General features: G+C 34.5%; 20 protein-coding genes. 11 read left to right on the top strand and 9 right to left on the bottom strand.

Annotated features, from left to right (window positions below):
- The 6 genes from PLA12_07265 to hisC form a co-directional block, all read left to right on the top strand.
- A partial coding sequence (locus tag PLA12_07265; protein HOQ32294.1) for an efflux RND transporter permease subunit occupies positions 1-2,248 on the top strand: 2,248 nt, incomplete at its 5' end.
- Between the two features lie 113 nt (positions 2,249-2,361).
- Positions 2,362-3,117, top strand: coding sequence for a triose-phosphate isomerase (gene tpiA, locus PLA12_07260; protein ID HOQ32293.1), 756 nt, complete (start codon positions 2,362-2,364; stop codon positions 3,115-3,117).
- Between the two features lie 32 nt (positions 3,118-3,149).
- Entirely contained in the window at positions 3,150-3,644 is a 495-nt protein-coding gene (gene secG / locus PLA12_07255; protein HOQ32292.1) for a preprotein translocase subunit SecG, read from the top strand.
- Between the two features lie 108 nt (positions 3,645-3,752).
- On the top strand, positions 3,753-5,012 hold the full coding sequence (gene murA / locus PLA12_07250; protein HOQ32291.1) for a UDP-N-acetylglucosamine 1-carboxyvinyltransferase: 1,260 nt from the start codon (positions 3,753-3,755) through the stop codon (positions 5,010-5,012).
- A gap of 5 nt (positions 5,013-5,017) precedes the next feature.
- Positions 5,018-6,358, top strand: a complete 1,341-nt coding sequence (gene hisD, locus PLA12_07245) for a histidinol dehydrogenase (GenBank protein ID HOQ32290.1) — start codon at positions 5,018-5,020, stop codon at positions 6,356-6,358.
- On the top strand, positions 6,351-7,403 hold the full coding sequence (gene hisC / locus PLA12_07240) for a histidinol-phosphate transaminase (protein ID HOQ32289.1): 1,053 nt from the start codon (positions 6,351-6,353) through the stop codon (positions 7,401-7,403). Before hisD ends, hisC begins: the two co-directional genes overlap by 8 nt.
- A 28-nt stretch (positions 7,404-7,431) precedes the next feature.
- Here the strand turns inward: hisC and PLA12_07235 are convergent, their stop codons facing one another.
- The 4 genes from PLA12_07235 to PLA12_07220 all read right to left on the bottom strand — a co-directional run bounded on the left by PLA12_07235 (position 7,432) and on the right by PLA12_07220 (position 11,033).
- Entirely contained in the window at positions 7,432-7,737 is a 306-nt protein-coding gene (locus PLA12_07235) for a transcriptional regulator (protein HOQ32288.1), read from the bottom strand.
- Between the two features lie 30 nt (positions 7,738-7,767).
- Complete coding sequence (locus PLA12_07230; protein ID HOQ32287.1) at positions 7,768-8,517, bottom strand: hypothetical protein; 750 nt, start codon at positions 8,515-8,517, stop codon at positions 7,768-7,770.
- Between the two features lie 89 nt (positions 8,518-8,606).
- Entirely contained in the window at positions 8,607-9,455 is an 849-nt protein-coding gene (locus PLA12_07225; GenBank protein HOQ32286.1) for a lysophospholipase, read from the bottom strand.
- Positions 9,456-9,479: 24 nt separating this feature from the next.
- Positions 9,480-11,033: a CoA-transferase gene (locus tag PLA12_07220; GenBank protein ID HOQ32285.1), complete on the bottom strand. Its 1,554-nt coding sequence runs from the start codon at positions 11,031-11,033 to the stop codon at positions 9,480-9,482.
- Positions 11,034-11,160: 127 nt separating this feature from the next.
- On the opposite strand from PLA12_07220, the gene PLA12_07215 reads away from it, so the two are divergent.
- The 3 genes from PLA12_07215 (at position 11,161) to PLA12_07205 (ending at position 13,665) form a co-directional block, all read left to right on the top strand.
- Positions 11,161-11,697, top strand: a complete 537-nt coding sequence (locus PLA12_07215) for a CBS domain-containing protein (GenBank protein HOQ32284.1) — start codon at positions 11,161-11,163, stop codon at positions 11,695-11,697.
- Positions 11,698-11,790: 93 nt separating this feature from the next.
- A complete protein-coding gene (locus PLA12_07210) occupies positions 11,791-12,726 on the top strand; it encodes a branched-chain amino acid transaminase (protein HOQ32283.1) in 936 nt (311 codons plus the stop codon).
- A gap of 288 nt (positions 12,727-13,014) precedes the next feature.
- The gene (locus PLA12_07205; protein ID HOQ32282.1) at positions 13,015-13,665 is read left to right on the top strand and encodes a class II aldolase/adducin family protein; all 651 of its coding nucleotides are present in this window, start codon (positions 13,015-13,017) and stop codon (positions 13,663-13,665) included.
- Between the two features lies 1 nt (position 13,666).
- Here the strand turns inward: PLA12_07205 and PLA12_07200 are convergent, their stop codons facing one another.
- Entirely contained in the window at positions 13,667-13,999 is a 333-nt protein-coding gene (locus PLA12_07200; GenBank protein HOQ32281.1) for a hypothetical protein, read from the bottom strand.
- Between the two features lie 748 nt (positions 14,000-14,747).
- On the opposite strand from PLA12_07200, the gene rpsT reads away from it, so the two are divergent.
- Entirely contained in the window at positions 14,748-15,014 is a 267-nt protein-coding gene (gene rpsT, locus PLA12_07195) for a 30S ribosomal protein S20 (protein HOQ32280.1), read from the top strand.
- 12 nt (positions 15,015-15,026) lie between these two features.
- Here the strand turns inward: rpsT and PLA12_07190 are convergent, their stop codons facing one another.
- Genes PLA12_07190 through PLA12_07175 form a run of 4 tightly spaced genes read right to left on the bottom strand, consistent with a single transcriptional unit; the run spans position 15,027 to position 20,625 of the window.
- Positions 15,027-16,892, bottom strand: coding sequence for a redoxin domain-containing protein (locus PLA12_07190; protein ID HOQ32279.1), 1,866 nt, complete (start codon positions 16,890-16,892; stop codon positions 15,027-15,029).
- 28 nt (positions 16,893-16,920) lie between these two features.
- Positions 16,921-18,960: a carboxypeptidase-like regulatory domain-containing protein gene (locus PLA12_07185; protein HOQ32278.1), complete on the bottom strand. Its 2,040-nt coding sequence runs from the start codon at positions 18,958-18,960 to the stop codon at positions 16,921-16,923.
- Positions 18,961-18,967: 7 nt separating this feature from the next.
- The gene (locus PLA12_07180) at positions 18,968-20,230 is read right to left on the bottom strand and encodes a tetratricopeptide repeat protein (protein ID HOQ32277.1); all 1,263 of its coding nucleotides are present in this window, start codon (positions 20,228-20,230) and stop codon (positions 18,968-18,970) included.
- Positions 20,231-20,238: 8 nt separating this feature from the next.
- A complete protein-coding gene (locus PLA12_07175) occupies positions 20,239-20,625 on the bottom strand; it encodes a Rid family detoxifying hydrolase (protein HOQ32276.1) in 387 nt (128 codons plus the stop codon).
- 156 nt (positions 20,626-20,781) lie between these two features.
- Between PLA12_07175 and PLA12_07170 the strand changes: the two genes are divergently transcribed.
- Positions 20,782-21,744 carry a heparan-alpha-glucosaminide N-acetyltransferase domain-containing protein gene (locus PLA12_07170; protein HOQ32275.1) on the top strand — a complete coding sequence of 321 codons (963 nt, stop codon included), beginning with the start codon at positions 20,782-20,784 and terminating at the stop codon, positions 21,742-21,744.
- Positions 21,745-21,746: the final 2 nt, after the last annotated feature.

Below are 21,746 nucleotides of genomic sequence, written 5' to 3'. Positions count from 1 at the left end.
ATCAGAAGATGTGTTTTCTGGAAGTTCCACAAAAACATTTTTTGACCAGTCCGACCTAATAAACCGTGCACTTAATAATCTTTTTAGTGAGGGAATCTATGGGGGAATCATGGCTTTTGTTGTTCTCCTACTGTTTTTACATCGCATAATTCCTACTACTATTGTATCTTTTGCTATTCCTTCCTCCTTAATGATTGGCATTATTTTTATGTATTTTGCGGATATGTCCCTTAATATAATCACCATGGTATCCCTTATTATTTCCGTAGGTATGTTAGTGGATAATGCAATTGTTGTGGTTGAAAATATTATCCGTTATCAGCAGTTAGGTTATGATAGAATTACAAGTTCTACTCGTGGTTCATCTGAAGTGGGAGTAGCCATTTCTGCTTCAACATTAACAACAATTGTTGTGTTTTTACCCATGTATTATCTGGAAGCTGGGAGAATGTCCATTTTTATGCAACAGTTAGGGGGACCACTAATTGTGGCATTACTGGGAAGCTTGCTTATTGCTCTCACTATTGTTCCGTTGATATTAAGTTTTGGATTCCCTTCAGAAATGATTATTTCGAAAAACAAAATATTTATTTCTTTAAGCAAAATATTAATCTTTATCCGAGACAAAGCAGGAAGTTTCAGAATATTAGAAAAAGTATATTTTTTATTAGAACTTTGTCTACGATGGTCATTAAAAAACAGATTGGCTTTCCTTATTGGATTGTCTCTCTTTCTAATAGTCTCGTATCTAATCCCAATAAAATCTGTAGGAATGAAAGATTTGATTAAATTAGACACTCGAGAAGTAGATATTAAAGTAACTTTAGACCAGAATTTTGATTCAAACCGAGTAAGAGATTTGTTTGACCAACTTTCGCAAAAATTAGAACCCCTTAGAGATTCAATTGCTATAAAAAATATTCTTCTTTTCCACGGAGATAATGGTGGAGAAATTCATGTCTATTTATATACAGAAGACGATGGAGAGATTGGGGAAAATCCACCTTGCACCACAGAAGAAGCTTTGACCATCGTAAAGAATACCCTTCCTTCTCAAATTCCTGGCGGAAAATTAGAGTTTTCAATCGCAGATACCGGTGAATCAGGAACATCACGAGAAGTAACCTTACGATTAACGGGAAAAGACAATACGGTTCTTTATGAACAAGCACAACGAATAAAATCTACCTTACAAAAAAATCCTATCTTCACAGACATAACAATGGATGTGGAACAAAAGAAACAAGAAATGCGGGTGGCAATGAACGAATGGCAAATAGATGAACAAGGGATTAATCCCTTTACAATAGCCCAAACTATTGATACAGCATTAAGAGGGGCGCAACTTCCTTACCTAAAAGAGGGAACACGCGAAATACCTGTGTGGCTACAATACAAAGAGGAAGATAGAAAAACCAAGGCTAATTTAGATAATTTGAAAGTGATATCCAGTAAAGGAGGCTTAGTTCCTCTTCATCAGGTAGTTACTTATGAACGGAAACCCGGTCCTGAAGTAGTAAAAAGATACAATGGAAGAAATGTTATTAATTTTCGTGCAAAAGCAAATACAGAAGATTTAACCCTTATAAAAAAAGAACTATCCGGAATTATATCTCAACTTGATTTGCCCGATGGGTATAACCTTAATTACGGTATTGAATTGGAAGAAATACAAACAAACTTAACCAATTTTGCAATAACGATGAGTATGGCTATTGTATTAATATATATTGTAATGTGTGCTACTTTTGAGTCTCTTCTTCTTCCTCTTGTAATTTTAACAACAGTCCCTCTTTCCCTTGTGGGGTCATCCTGGACACTTTATTTTACAAATTCATATTGGGATATGATTACTCTTATCGGCTGTGTTCTTATGGTCGGTGTCATTGTAAATAACGGTATTGTAATTGTTGACCATATTAACTTCCTGAGGAAGAGAGAAACCAAAGATTTAATAGATATCATTATTCAAGCAAGCAAAGACCGACTTCGACCGGTAATGATGACGGCACTAACAACTATTCTTGGACTTGTTCCTTTAGCAACTGCCAAAACAGGGGGTGCGGTTATGTTTTCAGGATTAGGAAAAGCCCTTGTAGGAGGTTTGATTTTAGGAACTATCCTAACACTTGTAGTAGTTCCCGTTTTTTATACCTATATAGAAGATATATCCCATATACTGATTAAATGCTTTTCATCCATTAAAATCTTAACATCTACGAAACAGAGAACCCTATCTGTTAAATAGGTTTTGATATATAACATTATTTTATGATATTCTATATATCCATTCCCGAAATAAAAATTAGGTAAGTTATTTTTGTTTTAACTAAAATAAATACATTATAAGGAATTTGCTACATGATTAAGCCTGTTATCGCCGGTAACTGGAAAATGAATAAAAAAGTAAATGAAGCTATAGAACTCGTAAAAAATTTAAAAACTTTAGTTGAAGGCATAAACCAAGTAGATATAATAGTTTGTCCTCCTTTTACAAGTCTTTATCCTGTTTCAGAGATTATAAAAGGCACGAATATACAATTAGGCGGACAGAATTGTTACTTAAAAGAATCCGGTGCTTACACCGGGGAAATAGCCCCACAAATGTTGCTGGATGTAGGATGTCAATGGACTATCATTGGGCATAGTGAAAGAAGGCAGTATTTTAATGAAACCGATTCTTTACTTAATCAAAAATTAAAATATGTCGTAGAAACAGGATTAAAAATTATGTTTTGTGTTGGGGAAACCCTTGATGAAAGAGAGGGTAATCAGACTGAATCCGTTTTAAGAAGACAAATTATAGAGGGACTTCGTGATTTAACCGCGGACCAGTTAAAAAGTGTTGTTATTGCTTACGAACCCGTGTGGGCTATTGGAACGGGTAAAAACGCAACAAAAGAACAGGCACAAGAAGCCCATGCATTTATACGGTCACTTATAGAAAGGGAATTCGGAAAATCAACTGCAGAGAACATCCCGATTCAGTATGGTGGAAGTGTAAAACCTGAAAATGCACAAGAACTTATATCTCAACCCGATGTCAATGGATTTCTTGTCGGTGGTGCTTCCTTAAAAGCAGACAGTTTTGCTCAAATAATTAAGGCATGCTTATAAATTTTAACCCTAAAAGGATATTTTAACAGACTATGTTAGAAACTATCTTTTCATTAACAACATTTTGGTGGGTATTACTTGTTCTTGTATACTTACCTTGTTGTGTTGCTTTAATCACTATTGTATTACTCCAAAAAGGTAAAGGGGCAGGTTTTGCTGGTGCTTTCGGATTAAGTCCGGGTTCTGAGTCTGTTTTCGGTCCCAAATTAGCACGAACCTTACCTCAAAAACTTACCTATATCAGTGCTGGGATATTTATGGTTTTAGCCATTTTGCTTTCAACAATATCTGGTAAAGTTGGGAAAGGTACCGCTCCTAACTTAGTCACAAATGAAATTTCCACAGAACAAAGTAAGGAATTGGATGCTTTGTTTAATAATAAAACTCCCAACACAACAACTCCTGTAACCGTGGATAATAATAAAGCAAATACGCCACCTATAGAAACAACAACAACTCCTCCGAGTAACAATCAATCCTCTGCGGGAGAAAAATCTCCTTCCGAAACACCTACCTCTAATCAATAGACTTACTTGTTTTATACGATATATTTCTTTTATAAAAAAGGCTGTCAACTTTAGTAAAATAAATATTAATCTTTTTATCTTTTATAATTTTTAAGAAATTTTAATACTATGGATAAAATAATAATTCACGGTAATAATCCATTACGAGGCAAAATTTCGATTCATGGAGCAAAAAATGCTGTATTACCTTTAATGGCAGCATCAATTCTTGCAGAATCTCCATGTGTTCTGCATAATGTTCCCTGCTTACATGATGTATTTACCATGGATAAATTATTGACCCAGATGGGTGTCCAGATAGAGTTTACAGGAAGATATATGACAATTTCTGTTCCTAATCGGATTTCCCCTGTAGCTCCTTACGACCTTGTTCGCAAAATGCGTGCCTCTTTTTTTATATTAGGTCCCTTATTAGCCCGATATGGCAAAGCCCGAGTATCTTTACCAGGAGGTTGTGCTATTGGAACCCGTCCCGTTGATATACATCTAAAAGGATTGGAACAATTAGGAGCCCGTATACGGTTGGAAGAAGGTTATGTTATTGCAGAAGGAAAATTAAAAGGGGCTGATATTTATTTAGATTTTCCAAGTGTTGGTGCTACTGAAAATCTTATGATGGCCGCATCTCGGGCTAAAGGGACTACTCGTTTATTCAATCCCGCACAAGAACCTGAAATAGTAGATTTAGCCAATTTTCTTAATAAACTCGGTGCTAAAATAGAAGGGGCTGGGACAGAAGTTATAACAATAAAAGGAACAAAATCTTTAAAAGGAACCGAACATCATGTCATTCCTGACCGAATTGAAGCAGGAACTTTTCTTATTGCGGGACTATCTACAAATGGCGATGTTCAGGTAAATAATGTAATCCCGGAGCATCTCCACACATTTATTACAAAACTTAATGAAATGGGTGCTGACATACAAATAGGCACACACTCTATCCGTGTTAAGTCTCCTGCTAAACCCTTAAAAGCAATCAATATAACAACTCTCCCCTATCCCGGCTTTCCGACTGACCTACAGGCACAAATGATGGCTCTTTTTACCTGTGTAGAAGGAACAAGTATTATAAAAGAGACTGTCTTTGAAAATAGGTTCCTTCATGCTGCAGAACTAATACGAATGGGCGCAGATATTAGTTTAGAAGGAAATACGGCAATTATACGCGGTGTAAAGCAACTTTATGGGGCACCGGTTATGGCTTCTGATTTAAGAGCCAGTGCTGCACTTGTGATTGCAGGGCTTATGGCTAAAGAAGGAGAAACAATTATATCTCGGGTCTATCATTTAGATAGAGGATATGAACGGATAGAAGAACGACTTGCCAGTCTTGGTGCTGACATACAGCGTATTCATGAGGAGTAAAAGTAATGAGAACATTTGAAATTCTAAACGATTCCCACTTATACCAACTTAAACAATGGATTAATTCTCGTTATTCTTCAGAGGATGTTTCTCAGGACAACAAAGATTCCGTTATAAAAACAGTACAATGGATTGTTAACACTGTAAAGAAAAATGGGGACAGTGCTATTGCGGAGTTTACATCTCGATTTGATGGTGTTTCTTTAACTCCTGAAGAATTTGAGATTCCCAAGCAAGAAATTATTAAAAGTTTTAATGCATTAGACCCTAAAATACTAAAGATTATAGAGACTTCTGCTCAAAATATTCGTTATTTTCATTCAAAATATCTTAGAAATTCATGGGAAGAAACCCTTGAAGATGGAACTATTATTGGTCAAAAAATAACGCCTATTGAAAAAGCAGGTGTATATGTTCCCGGTGGAAAAGCCTTCTATCCATCTTCTGTATTAATGAATGTAATCCCGGCACAAGTAGCCGGTGTAAAAGAAATTATCATGGTCTCTCCTCCTTCATACAATGGAACAATACATCCCGTAGTTTTGGCCACAGCACATTTAGCAGGTGTAACAAGAATATTTCGTATAGGCGGTGCCCAATCTATTGCTGGTCTTGCTTATGGCACTGAACATATCCCTGCTGTTGATAAGATTACAGGTCCCGGGAATATCTATGTTGCTATGGCAAAAGCCCTGGTGCGGGAAATTGTTGATATTGACTGTGAAGCAGGACCTTCAGAAGTTCTCGTTATCGCAGATAAAAATGCAAATCCTGATTTTGTAACTTCAGAATTACTTGCCCAAGCTGAACACGACGAAAATGCATGCTCCGTTTTACTCACGACACAATCGGATAAAGATATTATTTTTGAAGTTGATAAAAAATTACATCAATTTTTAGAGAACCTTAAACGGAAAGATATTATTGAAAAATCCCTTAATAATTATGGAGCGTATATTATAGCAAGGGATTGGGATGAGGTTATTGAGATAACCAATTATTTTGCACCGGAACATTTAAATATACAAACAGAATTCCCTCGCAAAATTGAGGATAAAATAAAAAATGCAGGAGCCATTATGCTTGGTAGTATGACCCCTGTAGCCGTAGGGGATTATATCGCAGGTCCCAATCATATCCTACCTACAGGTAGAAGAGCCCGTTTCAGTTCCCCGTTAACAGTAGAAGACTTCCGAAAAGTTTCAAATTATATTTTCTATTCTCAAAGCCGATTGCTAAGTCAAGCAAATGATATTATATCCTTTGCGGAAATTGAAGGATTAACTGCTCATGCATTTTCCGTAGAAATACGAACAGGAAACCGAAGGGATACCCGTTATGAGTAAATATTGTGTTCAGAGATTAAATAAAATAGAAGGATATACTCCGGGAGAACAACCTAAAGAAACCCATGTAATCAAATTAAATACAAATGAAAACCCGTTTCCTCCTCCTATTGAAGTTTTGCAAGCATTAAAAGAAATTACTTCAGAACAATTACGGAAATATCCAGACCCACTTGCATTGGAACTTCGACAAAAAATTGCCCATACATATGATATCCCCGATGAACGATGGATTCTCGTGGGAAATGGTATGGATGAAATCCTTTCGATATTAATACGGACCTTTGTTGATTATCATGAAACAATATCTGCTACATATCCCACATATTCACTATACGAAGTCCTTGCAGATTTACAGGGATGTAAATTTCAATATCATGACTTAAATGAAGATTTTAATATAGTCCCACCTTTTACATGGAACTCTTCTAAATTACTGCTTATAACACACCCTAATGCACCCAGTGGAGTTCCTACACCTCCTGAAATCATGAAAGAGATTTGTAGTAATCAAGAACAAATAATATTTATTGATGAAGCTTATGTAGACTTTTGTGATTTCAGTTATATCTCGTGGGCAAAGGAATATCCTAATGTAATTATAGGTAGGACCTTTTCTAAATCGTTTAGTCTTGCAGGAGTTCGTTTGGGATTTGCCGTAGGCAATCCTGAACTTATATCCGATATGTTTAAAGTAAAAGACTCTTACAATGTAAATGTTTTAACCCAAAAAATCGGGATAAAAGCATTGGAAAACTATAATCAAATATCGAACCACATTGAAACCATTAAAGCAACACGGCGTTTCTTACAGAAAGAGTTACAAAAACTTGGTTTTATTGTCCCTAATTCTCAATCTAACTTTTTACTCGCTATATGGAATGGAAACCCCTCTGCTCAAGAAATATATTTAAAATTAAAAGAGAAAAATATTTTCGTTCGTTATTTTCCTATGAGACGGTTAGAAAACACATTACGCATTACGATTGGGACAAAAGAACAGTGTTCTATTCTGTTGGAAAATCTGGTGAAGATAATTCGTTAAAACTTAATATATAAAACAAAAATCTGGATTATTCTTTCCCTTCCGATTTTGTATTTAAATTTCTAATACTATCTAATTGTCTCCAATATTCCTCTAATGCTTCTTTCCCTTGAGGGGTAATTTGAAACTCCGTGTGAGGAACACGTCCATTAAATGATTTCTCGACTTTTACATATCCTGCTTTTTCAAGTCGGTCCATATGTGAAGAAAGATTTCCCTTCGTTAAACCCAAGGTATTTAATAAAAAATTAAAATCAGCCGCCTCTACTCCCGCAAGAATTGTCAAAATTCTCAAACGGGCAGGTTCATGTATGAGACGGTCGAGTTCAGCCATTTTTATAATGCACCTTTATTATTCGATATCTTATTTCTCTTCTGAAACTTCGTCATTGGTATCTATCTCAAGCCCCTGTCTTGTCACTGTTTTTAACTTCCACAAAGCATAACGACTATATATATGACCTATAAGGATAGCAATTAATCCATATCCAAAAATAGGAACCATAATATTCAGCAAGTACCAAGGTGAAGGAAAATCTATGGGAACCCCTGCCAATAATAATATAGCATGTAGTCCGTACAATATAGGCCAAAGCCATGCCCAAAAACCTAATCCTTGATAATAAATCAACACACACAAAACAGGCACTAAAATAACCGCAGAGAAAGGTTGTAAATATTGCAGATGAAGATATCGGAACGAAATTAGTATGGCTCCAAAAATATGATAAACCAACATCAAACCGATTAAAGCAATTACCCACCGTGGTAATTGTTTGGAACGAGTATTTTCTTCAGGGGAAACAAATCCTTCTCTCCCATAAAACCATAAAGTAATCTGCCATACAAGTTCTGCCGTCCATCGAGATACCGAAATCCAGATGAAAAAAAAGAAAGTTATGCCAAGAAATATAACCGAAGTGTAAAATAGAGATTTGTTGCCTGCTATGTATGCTTGCTGGGTTAAACTGGCAACCAAACCTGTTATACATATAACAAAAACTATTAAACACCATTGCACTAAAAAATATATTGTTCGGCTTTGTGCATATCTACGGGTCCATTGGATAATTTCCCGCGGGTCTGTCGATTGTGTATTTTTTCTGTTTATCATAAACCTTTCTTCTTTTTGCTTATTTAAAATAATAAAATCCTACCTAATATTTTAAAACATTTCAGAAAGTTTATTAAATACTACAAATTTTATATTTTTTTATTTTGTGCCCGTTCCTTAATCCATTCATAAATTTTTGCTATCATTTCGTCCTTTTCATAATCATTCCATATCTCATGATAGCCCTCTTCAAATAAATGAATTTCTTTATCTTTTGAGGCAATCCCTTCATACAAAGCGATGCTACCTGCAAATGGGACAATTCTATCTTTTTTCCCATGTATTATAATTGCAGGTTGATGAATTAAATTAAAATTAGCATGAATTTCTTTTATTATCTGGTAGAAAACATAACCTGTATGAGCCCTAACACTTCCATGATACCCTAATGGGTCCTCATCGGCTCTTTTTACAACCTCAACATCTTTTGCCAATCCTGAATTATCCACTTTTGATACAGGTAGCCATGGTAAAAACTTTGCTAATATACCGGATAGTTTTAATAAAAATTCTGGCACATCATCATTTATAGCGAGGAAAGGACTTGAAAAAACAAGACCATCCACCCGAGTATCTTTTCTTGTTTGCATATAACGAGCAAGGACCATGCCTCCCATACTATGTCCCATAAAAAACAGAGGAAATCCTTCTAATTCTTTGGCAATTGCCTTTAGAAACATATCCAAATCAGAAAGCAAATCCTCAAAACGATTTATCCATGCTCTTTTACCGGGAGAATGTCCAAAACCCCGTTGGTCAAATGAAAAAACATTTATTCCCTGTTTATTCATTTGCTCTGCCACATAGTCATATCTTGAACAGTGTTCCCCATATCCATGAATTAACACCATGTTTGCTATCGTGGGGTTATTTTCTGAAAGCCATGTTCGGCGATAAAATTTTTCACCTTTTATTTCAAACCAATCTTCTTTAAGCATATTCTTAAACTTCCCTTATATAAACTATTTAACTTTAACATTCATCGGTCCCGGAAGAAACAATCTTGCATCCATTGTTTTGATTTCACCCGGAATAATAGGCTTAAATTCCATCTGACTTAAAATATGCTTTTCCAAATCAACTCCGGGTGCAATTTCTGTTAGCATAAGCCCCTCAGGAACAAGTTTAAACACACATCTCTCTGTTATATAAGTAACATCTCGATTATTTTTTATCGCAAACTTACCGCTAAAAGTTATTTGTTCTACCTTTTGTATAAACTTTTTCACTTTTCCTTCACTTACAATGTTTATTTTTCCATCGCTAACCTCGACTTTGCTTCCTACTGCAGTAAACTCACCACAGAAAACTAATTTCTTGGCGGATTGTGTTAAGTTAATAAAGCCCCCAGGACCTATTGTAATAGGACCCACTTTACTAACATTAATATTTCCTTCAGCATCTACCTGTGCCATTCCTACACAGGTCATATCTAAACCACCGCCATCATAGAAATCGAACATCGCAGATTGGGAAAGAAAAGCATGAGGATTTTTTGCAGGGCCAAAATTCTTTCCTGATTCAGGAACTCCACCGATAACACCTATTTCTGTAGTCATGGTAAGTTCATTAAATACTCCTTCTTCAAATGCTACTTTTGCAACGCCCGTAGGAATACCAAAACCCAAATTTATTATCATTTTCGGTTTTAGTTCCATAAATGCTCTTCGTGCAATTACTTTTTCAAAATTTAACGGCATGGGTTCTAATTCATCTTCAAGATTTGCCTGAACATGTCCACAAAAAGAAGGGTCATATTGAACAAAAAGTGTTTGAGGATGTGCTTCTGGGGATTGGGCTACTACGAGATAGTCCACAAAAATACCTGGCACACGAACATCACAAGGTCTGGCAGGCTCATCACTTAACCTTTCTACCTGAGCAATGACAAAACCACCCTTATTCTTTACTGCCATTGCACCTTCCAATATTTCCATTACCAATGCTTCTTTTTCTACTGTAATATTTCCATAAGGGTCGGCTGTTGTTCCACGGATAATTCCAACATTACAGGGAAGTGAATGATATAGTATATATTCTTTTCCTCCGATAGTAACTATCTCTGATAAATCTTCACATGATTTTGTTTTTTCATTAACTTTTCCACCGCCATATCTCGGGTCAACAAAGGTTCCTAATCCTACCGTTGATAAAAGTCCCGGTCTTCCTCCTGCCATTTCCCGATATAATTCACACATTACCCCCTGAGGAATATTATATGCTTCAACTTGATTACTCGCAATAAATTTCATAACCTTATGGTTTAATCCGCAATGCCCCGCAATAATTCTTTTCACCATACCCGGCACTGCGAAGTGATTCATACCCTTAGGTTCTTCACTCAAAGGGCCTAATCCTGCAGCCCATATTACAGTTAAATCTTTGGGGTGCCCGGTCTCTTGATATACACGAGCAAACGCAGGATATACCTCCTCTGAAGGCATGGGAACAATCAATACCGAAGAACCATCAGGAATAAGTCTCACTACTTCATCTGCTGTTACTACCTTTGCCATATTTAACCTCCTTAAAAATTAATAAATAACATTTAATTAAACTTTAATCTTGCTATTAGGAATATATCAATATTTATATTTGTTTACCAAATTAGAAACATCTAACAAAACAAGAAAGGGTAAAACAATGGCATCACTTAAAGACAGTATTAAACTTAGGGCACACTTGCCCATCAACCAAAATAAAACGGTACAGGATGCTGTAAAGTTCTTCTGTGACCACAATATAAGTGCCACAATGGTATCTAATGACGAAGGGAATATAATCGGTATAATCTCTGAAAAAGATATTGTCCGAAAAGTACTCTATAAAAATTTAGACCCCAAAAATGTACATATTAAAGAAATAATGAACACTCGACTTATATATGTGGACGAAAATGAGGATATAAAAATAGCAAAAATGTTAATGTTTATGAATGGTGTGCGTCATCTTATCATGGTAGATGAAAATAAGCAAGTAATTGGTTTGCTTTCTATGAGAGATTTAATAGAATCTGATTTAACGGAGTCTAAAGAATTGTTAAGAAGAATAAACGATATATATTATGAACATGCCCATCAACCGGAATGGCGCATTTCTTCAAATCGAGTAATTATTGGGAATACGGATATAACTCCTGACCCCATTGCAGAAGAGATAATCAACTCCTACAAAATTTAAACAGAACATTTGATTATCTTTTTGAGTAAAGAACTCAGTTTGTATTAAAATGAACTGAGTTCTTTTTATTTTTATTTACAAGGAGTAAGTCCCATGGCACAAATGTTTCCTGGAAAATTCGCATATTTTGAAGGAGCGTATGTTCCTATTGAAGAAGCAAAAATCAGCATAATGACACATGCATTTAATTATGGCACAGGTTTGTTTGAAGGAATTCGCGGTTATTATTCCAAAAAGAAAAAGGCAATTCTTATCTTCCGTTTAAAAGAACATATAGACCGTCTGGTAAGGAATTGCCGTATTCTTTGTATGGAAATCCCTGAAACACCTGAAAACATTGAAAACATTTGCATAGACCTTGTAAAAAAGAGTGGATTTCAGGAAGGAGTATATATACGACCTATTATATATAAAAGTGAATTATCATTGGGACCTCTATTAAAAGGGATTGAAAGCAAATTATGCTGTTATGTGATTAAATTAGGGGATTATTGCGATATAACATCCGGCTTGGATGTTTGTGTATCTTCATGGCGTCGTTTGGCAGATAATGCTATTCCAAGTCGTGTTAAAGCAACAGGAAGTTATATTAATTCAGCATTAGCCGCTTCTGAAGCCAAACAAGCCGGTTTTAGTGAGGCTATCTTCCTAAATGAAAATGGAATGGTTGTCGAAGGAAGTGCTATGAATATTTTCTTGGTACATCAAGGAGAATTGATAACTCCTCCCCGTTCAGAAACCATTCTCGTGGGGATTACACGAAACACAGTAATTGAACTGGTAAAAAAAGAATTAGGACTTAATGTAATTGAAAGACCTATTGCTCGAACAGAACTTTATGTCGCTGATGAGATTTTCTTCTGCGGAACAGGAGCCCAGGTAGCTCCCGTGCGTTCTGTAGACCGTAGAATTATCGGAAATGGACAACCCGGTCCTATCACAAAAAAATTACAGGAAATATATTTTCAGGTTGTTCAAGGTGAAAATGAAAAATATTCAAATTGGTGCACCGTAGTTCCCTGTGAATAAGATTTTTTCCCTTCATATTATTTCAAACATTCTATCTTTATATTGGTTCTGGCTTAATTATCTTTTGCTTTTAATTATCACTCTACCTTTTTCTTTATTAGAAATCACAGTAAACGGCGAAAAAGTGCGTTCAGTTCCTCTATGGGAATGTTATTTGAGCCTATTTAAAGGTAAAATAACTCCTGAATTAATAATCGTTCTTACAATACATTTATGTTTAACCTTTGCAATTTGTTTTCTTATTTGGGCTTTTATTTACAAACCTGCCTCAAAAAATCAGGATTAATCATGTCTAAACAAAACAAATACGATAAATATAAAAAACTTATTTGCGAAATTGGTAAAAGAATGTATCAAAATGGATTTATTTCTTCTACCGATGGGAACATAAGTATTCGAGTAGATAAAAATTTGTTCCTATGCACTCCCAGTAATGTAAGTAAAGGAGATTTAAATCCTAAACAAATAATTCTTACAAATAATAAATGTGAAGTTTTAGAAGGGAAAGGGTCTGTTTCTTCTGAATTTTACACACACCTATCGGCTTATGATGAACGAAAAGATATTTCTGCTATAGTCCACGCTCATCCTACATACAGCATCGTATTATCTCTTATAGATATATCTATGTGCACACCGATATTACCAGAACTTATAATGACATTGGGAGAAGTTCCCACTACTGAATATGCAACACCAGGAAGCAAAGAAGGGGCAGAAATTATAAAACCATGGATACGAAATCACAATGCCCTTATTTTAAAATCACATGGTGTATTCACTGTGGGGAAAGATTTAATTCAAGCCTATTCTTATCTTGAACGGGTAGAACATTCCGCTAAAATTTTATTTCTTGCGCACTTAATCCACAAACCCAGTGTTTTATCTGAAGAACAATACTTAAAATTAACCCAAAAATTGCACTTACCTAACTCTTAATTTACTCCTCCTTATATTCTCCCTGTATCACCTTTGGGGCATGTTTCCAGAACCACCAGGCATGTTCGAATGTCGCTGTCATTCTTTTATAGGTTAATACTTTTGCAGGGTTTAATACCCTTTCCCATACCTCTCGTTGAGCACCACTTTTACATGCAGATAGATACACAAATTTCAAATTCTTATTGACTTCCATTTTTTGAACATCTTCAGGTTTAATTATTCCTTTGCGGGATAACATACCTTCTTCCATTCCGTGAGAAGCAACAAATACAATTTCTGCATTTTTAAGTGATTCTGCAAAACTCTCCTTATCAATAACCCTCAATGCCACGCCTCCTTTTCCATAGACATGGCAACCTGTTGTAATTATACGAAAAAAACCTAAATTAAAAATACACTGGGGGAGATAGTCAAGATTATCATATAAAACATAAACCTTGGGAACATTCTCTCTCGGATATAATAAAAAATAAGCATACACATTTATAAAACATATAAAAGACAACATAATTATCAACAAGGTATTTATAAATTTTGAAAATCCCAAAAGCCATTTATTTCTCATCCAGGAAATGATAAATGGCAATAAATTAGTAGAATTCCATAAAGCACTTCCAAAACCAAAAATTAAAAAAACAACCCAGCATAAAAATATTTTTCGCGTAATGCTAATAAACCATAATTCGATATCCCAGTTTTGATAGAAATCTGGAAAATAAATAACAAGAAAGGACAATAAAGCTACAAAGCCAGCAATTATTAATGAGATTATAAACAGCCATGACCAAAGTATTATGGATTGCCTTATATGTAAATATAAAAAATTATTTCTCCTATTTGATGGGAAAATACATAAAATAGGAGCAAAACCTAAATAACATATAGTTAATATAAAAATCCTAAATAGGGCATTCATAAAAAATTCATTAATATAGGTTAGTAGTTCAAATATAAATTTTTGACTAATAATATCATATTTACAACTCCCTTCGTTCTTTGAAATAAATTTTCTTTTTTTGTTATAATAGTTACTCAAAAAGTAAGACACATAACAACGAAAAGGAGTTTTGTTTTTACCGATGGCAAACATTAAATCACAAAAGAAACGCATCATCACAAATGAAAAAAGACGAATGAAGAATGCGTCTATTCGTTCTGCAATGAAAACTATGATAAAAAAGGCATATCAAAGTTTAAATGCCAGTGATGAAAAACTCAAGGAAACCGCCATTAAAAAAGCCATTGCAACAATAGACCGTGCCTGTTCCAAAGGGGTTATTCACAAAAATTCAGCAGCCCGCAGAAAATCTCGTTTAATGAAGCGTGTGAATAAAGCCATCGCATAAAATCTTCCTAAATTATAATCTTCTTAATACTTTAATCAGTTCTACGGCACGTCCTTCAACATCAGAGTAACGGATAATTCCTTTTTTATCAATAAGAACAAATTGGGGAATAAATGCGATTGTATATTGAGTAAAGGTGGTAGCATCATCTGTATCTACTCCTACGGGGAATTCTATTCCATATTCTTTTATATAATTTTGGATTTCATCATCATCAAAAGTGCCATCATGAACAGATAAAAACTGGACATCCGAAATGCCTTTATATAAATCAAACAAAGCACGCATCTCCTCAATATGTTTTCTTCCCTGAGGTGTCCTGTCAAATCCTCCCCAAAATAGTAATAAAATAACATTCCCTTCCATCTCTCGCAAAGGGTTCTGGCTTCCTTTATAATTAAACCATATGCGACATTTTATATCTGGTGCAGGCTTATCTATCAAAGTCAATAAACGATTTTCATACCCTTTATTCACAAACTTCTCTTGGTTAGGTTCATAGGAATTCAAAACTATATTCAAAGGTTTAATTTCATTATACATATCCACAGCAAACTCGTTCCTAACAAATCGTAAAGCATGTTCTGCTACAAACTGAACTGGGTTTGTATCAGGAGTTATGCCCAATAGAATTTGAAATTTTCCATCCTTATCCGTAATTGCATAATATGGCAACTCTAAATTTTTACTATAAATGAAAACACGGTCACCTTCCTTCCCATCACTAAACATAACTTTCCCTTGAATTTCAGGCAACTTCTTGACACGAACTACGGGCATTGTAATTCTTTTCTCGCCCTTAAAATCTACGGGTATTTCTGGTATTTCTTCCGTAATATAGCCTGGTGGAGGCAATATTTTTACTTTTAATTTTTCAGAACTCGATTTTAATACATATTCCCCTTTTTCATTAGTAAAAACAAAATCTTCTACACTATTTTCTTCATGAATTGCTATTTTAGCCAATTTACAGGGACTTCCATCGTATAACAGAACTACACCTTGCAGATACAAAGGATTTTGAAAAGCAAAATCAATCACCATTTCTTCTTCCGTAATATTCGTAATAGATATTTCTTTTGGAACTGTGTTGGGGTAGTCGGGATGCATTGCAAAGATTTGATACTCTCCTTTATCAAGATGGAAACGATACAAACCTTCTTTATCAGTCTTAACGGGGAGTATAAAACGCTGGTTATTAGCCCCTTTCTGTAAAGGAATAACAGAGGCATTTTTTATCCCCTTACCATCTTTTACCACTCTCCCCCGTATTAAAGTTCCTCTTTGCAGAATTATATCCATGCTTTTCTTTTCATTCACAGGGACAAAAGGTAAATAAGTATCTGCATAATCTACATGAGATACAACTATTCGGATAAAACCATTTACAGGCATTCCTGGCAAAATAATCTCTCCTTCGTCATTACTACGCAACCAACCATATCCCTGTTCAGCCAATTCTTCTGCTGGAACACAAAATTTATCTGTTATCCATAATCGCCGAATATAAGCACCTGAAATAGGATTTAAATTAGGATTATAAATCTTTAATCTCTGTTTTGTTCCTTCAATAAGGGATATTGTTATATCTCTTTCATCTTGCATAAGAACAAAGGAAATTCCTCCTATTCGTTGTCCTTTGTCTCTGGCAATAAGAGATACTTCTCCAAAATTATAATTAAAAAAAACAAAATTCCCTTCTTTATCTGCCTTTGTCTTTTCTGTTCCTTGAATGGCATGAACCAACCATATATCAACATCAAAAGCAGGTTTTCCATCCGGCTGATACACAATCCCCTTTATATCATAAGCAAATACAAAATTATTCAGCAGATAACTTCCTGCTAAAAATATAACGGGATAAATCCATTTTCTCATTAAGGGAAATCCGTTTAATATAGAATGTTTATTTTTTTATCATACGAACCATCACAGGCAAACCCAAAGTCCCACATATTACATTACCACCTTCATCTATCAAATATGTCGTGGCTGATGAAAGCCTTTGTCCCGATATTACCGGGATAGTTATACCATTGCAATCAATCTGATTTTCTACTATCATCCCTACATTTATACCACTCCCAATAATATTTCCTATATTCGTCAATACTTCCTGCATAAAGGGAACTTCTGCACTATCAACATAAACAAGAATAGAGGGACCATTAAATAATTTATCTACTATTTCATTCCCACCACATAAACACTTAAAATTAGCACGATTTAATAATTCTTTATCTGTTTCAATAATAGGTTTTTCTATTACAATATCACCTAAATCTTTATTCTCCCCCTCTAAAAATTGCATCTCTGAAGATTGCCATAATACAGAACCCTGGTTATCATACAATCTGAAAACAAGTGGTTTTAATGGAATGATAGAATTCCAGAAAAATGTTCCATCGGCTGACAAAAGAACCTGCCATAATATACATTCCTGATTTAAACCGTGTTCTTTTAATACACAGGAAAAAATCCCATCAGAAATAGGTTTTCCTTCTTTATTAACCACCCTACCTTTTACTTTACCTAATGTATATAAATTTGCTTCACATATTTTCCCTATATCTTTATTATCCACAACAAAAACATTTCCTAAATTCTCTTCAGGTATCTCTGCATACCCCATAATTTTTCCTTCTGTAGGAATTGAAGATAACTTCACTTCAAAAAGGTTATCAATATTACCGGCATACCAACCTAATTGAGGAGGAGTTAATACGGAAACAATTCCTCTATTCGTTGTTAACACTTTTTGTTGAGGAGTTACGAGTTTAACTTTCAATGAATCTACCTTTTTTACCCATACACCGGGTAATACGATTTCATCTTTTCCACTCACAACAACTTTTAGCTGTGAAGGTTGCGGCATCGTGTAGCCCGGAATAGCCTCAAATTTAATATTTGCTTGGCCATGAACAACTTTACCTCGAAATTTTCCCATTCTTCCCGTAGTAAGTGATAATGCTTTTCTTCCCCCCTGTTCAATAGAAACTTTAGCACCAGGAACGGGCTTTCCCGAAACAGCATCCAAAATTTGTCCTGAAATATAAACAGATGGGAACACTTGTATTTCAACATGTTCTCCTATCGAATTTGCAATCTTTTTAATTTCCCATCCGGCACTTAACATTTGGATTGTCTCTGCTTTACACATATAAATGCCCGGATTTAATCGGATTGTAAATTCTCCATTCGTATTTGTTCTTATACATATACTTTCATACGGAGGTTGAGTGTTCTTTATGATAACATCTGAATTAGCAACCTTTACTTTATTATCATTCTGGATAGTATATACAGAACCCAATACAACACAACCTTTAGACATTACTATTTTGACTTCAGATTCGGAAGTGATATTCTCTACGGTTGTAACGGCATATTCGGGATGAACTACTTTTAAAGATATTGCCTGCCCTACTGGAATTTTATCTAATAAAAAGAAGCCCTCTGCATCGGAAACTACTTTTTTATATCCAAAAGAAGTAAGTTTGGAACAAGGAATAGCTACTTTCTCCACTCCCAATATGGCAAAACGGTCTACTTCTGCTCCTGAAATACTTATTTCTTTCCCTTTTTCGTTAGATGCAACAACTCGACCTTTTAAAGATTTTGCAGGTATAAGGATAATTTCTACATCTGTTATATTCTCTTCTGCAGGTAAATTTATATGAATTCCTGACCAAGCCATACCCCCATTAGTTGCAAAAATACCTGTGGGTCCCTCTGTTAGATTTTGAAAACTGAATTGTCCTTCGTTATCTGTGAAAGTCTGAATCAAAGGACTCATTAAATTTTGTTCACAGTAAACCTCTGCATTTTTTACAGGAAGATTATTACTATCCAACACCCTACCTTTTATAGAACAGTTCTCCGCATAAGTTAAAAAAGATGCTTCTACAAAGAAAAATACACATAGATATATCCATATTTTTTGCATTATAAAATTATCTCTGGATAGATTGTAGAACCCCCTTTGACAAACCCGCATAATCAATATGGTAAACATTGCGTAACGCATCTTCAACATTTTCACTGCGTTTAAGTGCTTGAATAAAATTAAGAAATCGTCCCTGTCCATATTTACTCCATAACATATTTATAGTTGCATGAGACTGTAAATACGCCTGAGACATTTTTGTCTCAGAGGCAAACATGTCTTTTATTGATATTTTTTCAAGATTATTATAAGATATCAATCCCTTATCATTAATAAACTGTTCCAGCATCGTCCTCTCACGATTTGAAAACTCTTTAGAAAAAGTTTCTGCTAAACCTTCATTTACCCACCACGGCACTTTATCTTTAAGCAACTCAAAAACTACTACATGGACATATTCATGGTATATCCTTCGTTTAATTTCTTCATCTGACAATCCCTCCCCTTTCTCATTCATAACAGGGATGCGTATCTTTCCATCATAAACCCCTCCTACACCCTGTCCCATTTGAACAACAGCCCCAAATTGCTGGGTATCGTAAAGAATAACCTGTATAGGTCCTGATGGAAAAACTCCTCCTAATTTTCTTCCAATTTCGAGATAAGCCCGTTCCAACACTGAAAGAACATACGAACGAATTTGATATGTAACTTCCTTAGGATATGTAAGATTAAAATGGCGTGATTGAGAAACCGTTTTATTAAAAGAACTTTCCACAACTTCTTCGCGACAAGCCTTGTCGTATCGTTCTTTTAACTGTTTCCGATTAGGGTCTACTTGTAAAACATATTCCCATTGTGTCCGAGCAGACAAAATATCGTTATCACGATAATAAGCCTCGCCCAATAATTCATGAGCGTCAAGATAACCGGGTTTTAACTTAACTGCCGTTTCAAGATGTCGAATAGCATCCATAAGTTGTCCCATGTTTAACAGAAAAGCCCCTTTTTGAAGATGAGCAAAAAAATTGTTCGGGTTTATTTTAATCGCTTTATCAACTAAATCTACTGCTTTTTTAAAATTATTTTTTTTGCTTTCTTCATCTGCTAAAGCCTGTAAAGCATTACTTAGATTATTTTTTATAACTTCATTATCCGGATTTAATGTCATTGCTTGAGATAATAAAAAAATTGCTCTCTCATAATCCTTGAGATTATATGCCTCCACACCCTGATTATTTAATTCCATAGATTCAGAAGCAAAAACATGAAAAGACGCCAATAACAAAAATACACAGATAATACTTAACAAATAATAATTCTTAATCATAAATACTTTTAGTCTCTACATTTGGCAATGGCTTCAATTTCTACACTAATTCCCGCTGGTAATTGAGATACCTGGACACAACTACGTGCCGGATAATCCTTTTTAAAAAATTTACTGTAAACTTGATTAAATTCAGAAAGCAAATTCATATCTGTTAAAAATACAGTAACCTTGACAATATCTGAAAAATCGCATCCACAAGCATTAAGGATAATCCCTAAATTCTCCATCGTGTATTCTACCTGTTCTGAAAAAGTCCCTTTTACTACACCAGAACCATCTCGATTAAAAGGACCCTGCCCTGAAATAAATAAAAATTTGTCTGCCTTTACAGCATGGGAATAAGGACCTACAGCAGGGGGAGCATCTTTTACTATGATACATTTTTTAGACATATTCTTTTTCTCCTATTCTTCCTCTTAAAACGAAAAATAACCTACAAATATAGACTTTTGATATTATTCTTTTTTTTGATATATTATACACACTCTTTTATTTGTCAGCGAATATCTTTTTACCCAATCGAACTTACCTATCAAAGGTGTATTTCAATGCGATGGAAATTTATTGACCAGTTTAGAGGTTTTGCTATATTTGGGATGATTCTTGTTAATGTTTGTTGCGAATTTCACAATTCCCCTTATTGGCTTGTTCATCATGATTATGGATTTACTTTTGCTGATTTTGTTGCCCCTGCATTTATCTTTATCGTAGGTTTTTCATACCGTCTTTCGTTTATGAAATCTATAGAAAATGCCCCAAAATCAACGGTAAGGAAAAAGTTTTTAAAAAGGTATATTATCCTAACTTTTTTGGGTTTTTTATATGGTTTTTTTGATTTTTATGTAGATGTTTGGGATGCTCTAACAGATATAGGCATTTCAGGATTGTTATTATATCCTTTTATAGGTAAAAATAAATTCTTTATATTCCTTTCGGGACTTATCTATCTTTTAGTTTATCAAATATTATTTTCTCTTACTCCTTATGGAAATTGGCTTATGTCTCATTCAATTGACGGTGGTCCTTTAGGTCCCTTGAGTTGGGCATTTATTTTAGCATCTGGTGCTTTCTGTGCTGCCTTATTTGAGAAAGAAAAAAATAAAATAACTACATCCACTTTGCTTTATTGGTTATTTACTGGATTATTTTTAACAGTTTTTGGTTATATTTTAACAATACCCCTATTCTTTTCAAGTCTACCTTTTACACAAAGAGGGATGACCGCATCTTACTCTATTTTTTCTTCGGGTTTATGTATTATTGCGTTAACCATCTTCTATATAATAAATGAGAAACTTAAATTAACTGTAAATGCCCTGACAACTATGGGAAAAAATCCACTTGTTCTTTATTTTTTGCAGGCTATTCTGATATTTATATTAGGAATTTCTATACTCGATAAAATACAAAATATATATCTATCCCATTTTATCTCCGCTTTTGTTATTCTTTTTATATGTTATATTGTTGCTAAAATACTTGAAATAAAGTCTATCTTTATAAAAGTCTAACT

It is taken from the genome of Candidatus Hydrogenedens sp. (assembly GCA_035378955.1).
Lineage (GTDB): Bacteria > Hydrogenedentota > Hydrogenedentia > Hydrogenedentales > Hydrogenedentaceae > Hydrogenedens.
The sequence above is the reverse complement of the archived record's forward strand: the minus strand, read 5'-3'. Positions and strand labels throughout refer to the sequence as shown.

Bases quoted from the DNA above. Each gene is read 5' to 3' on its own strand.
- PLA12_07220 (HOQ32285.1), bottom strand. From the start codon at position 11,033: ATGGCAAAGGTAGTAACAGCAGATGAAGTAGTGAGACTTATTCCTGAT.
- rpsT (HOQ32280.1), top strand. From the start codon at position 14,748: ATGGCAAACATTAAATCACAAAAGAAACGCATCATCACAAATGAAAAA.
- PLA12_07170 (HOQ32275.1), top strand. From the start codon at position 20,782: ATGCGATGGAAATTTATTGACCAGTTTAGAGGTTTTGCTATATTTGGG.
- hisC (HOQ32289.1), top strand. From the start codon at position 6,351: ATGAGTAAATATTGTGTTCAGAGATTAAATAAAATAGAAGGATATACT.
- PLA12_07175 (HOQ32276.1), bottom strand. From the start codon at position 20,625: ATGTCTAAAAAATGTATCATAGTAAAAGATGCTCCCCCTGCTGTAGGT.
- tpiA (HOQ32293.1), top strand. From the start codon at position 2,362: ATGATTAAGCCTGTTATCGCCGGTAACTGGAAAATGAATAAAAAAGTA.
- PLA12_07185 (HOQ32278.1), bottom strand. From the start codon at position 18,960: ATGCAAAAAATATGGATATATCTATGTGTATTTTTCTTTGTAGAAGCA.
- PLA12_07230 (HOQ32287.1), bottom strand. From the start codon at position 8,517: ATGATAAACAGAAAAAATACACAATCGACAGACCCGCGGGAAATTATC.
- hisD (HOQ32290.1), top strand. From the start codon at position 5,018: ATGAGAACATTTGAAATTCTAAACGATTCCCACTTATACCAACTTAAA.
- PLA12_07235 (HOQ32288.1), bottom strand. From the start codon at position 7,737: ATGGCTGAACTCGACCGTCTCATACATGAACCTGCCCGTTTGAGAATT.
- murA (HOQ32291.1), top strand. From the start codon at position 3,753: ATGGATAAAATAATAATTCACGGTAATAATCCATTACGAGGCAAAATT.
- PLA12_07205 (HOQ32282.1), top strand. From the start codon at position 13,015: ATGTCTAAACAAAACAAATACGATAAATATAAAAAACTTATTTGCGAA.
- PLA12_07180 (HOQ32277.1), bottom strand. From the start codon at position 20,230: ATGATTAAGAATTATTATTTGTTAAGTATTATCTGTGTATTTTTGTTA.
- PLA12_07215 (HOQ32284.1), top strand. From the start codon at position 11,161: ATGGCATCACTTAAAGACAGTATTAAACTTAGGGCACACTTGCCCATC.
- secG (HOQ32292.1), top strand. From the start codon at position 3,150: ATGTTAGAAACTATCTTTTCATTAACAACATTTTGGTGGGTATTACTT.
- PLA12_07210 (HOQ32283.1), top strand. From the start codon at position 11,791: ATGGCACAAATGTTTCCTGGAAAATTCGCATATTTTGAAGGAGCGTAT.
- PLA12_07190 (HOQ32279.1), bottom strand. From the start codon at position 16,892: ATGAGAAAATGGATTTATCCCGTTATATTTTTAGCAGGAAGTTATCTG.
- PLA12_07225 (HOQ32286.1), bottom strand. From the start codon at position 9,455: ATGCTTAAAGAAGATTGGTTTGAAATAAAAGGTGAAAAATTTTATCGC.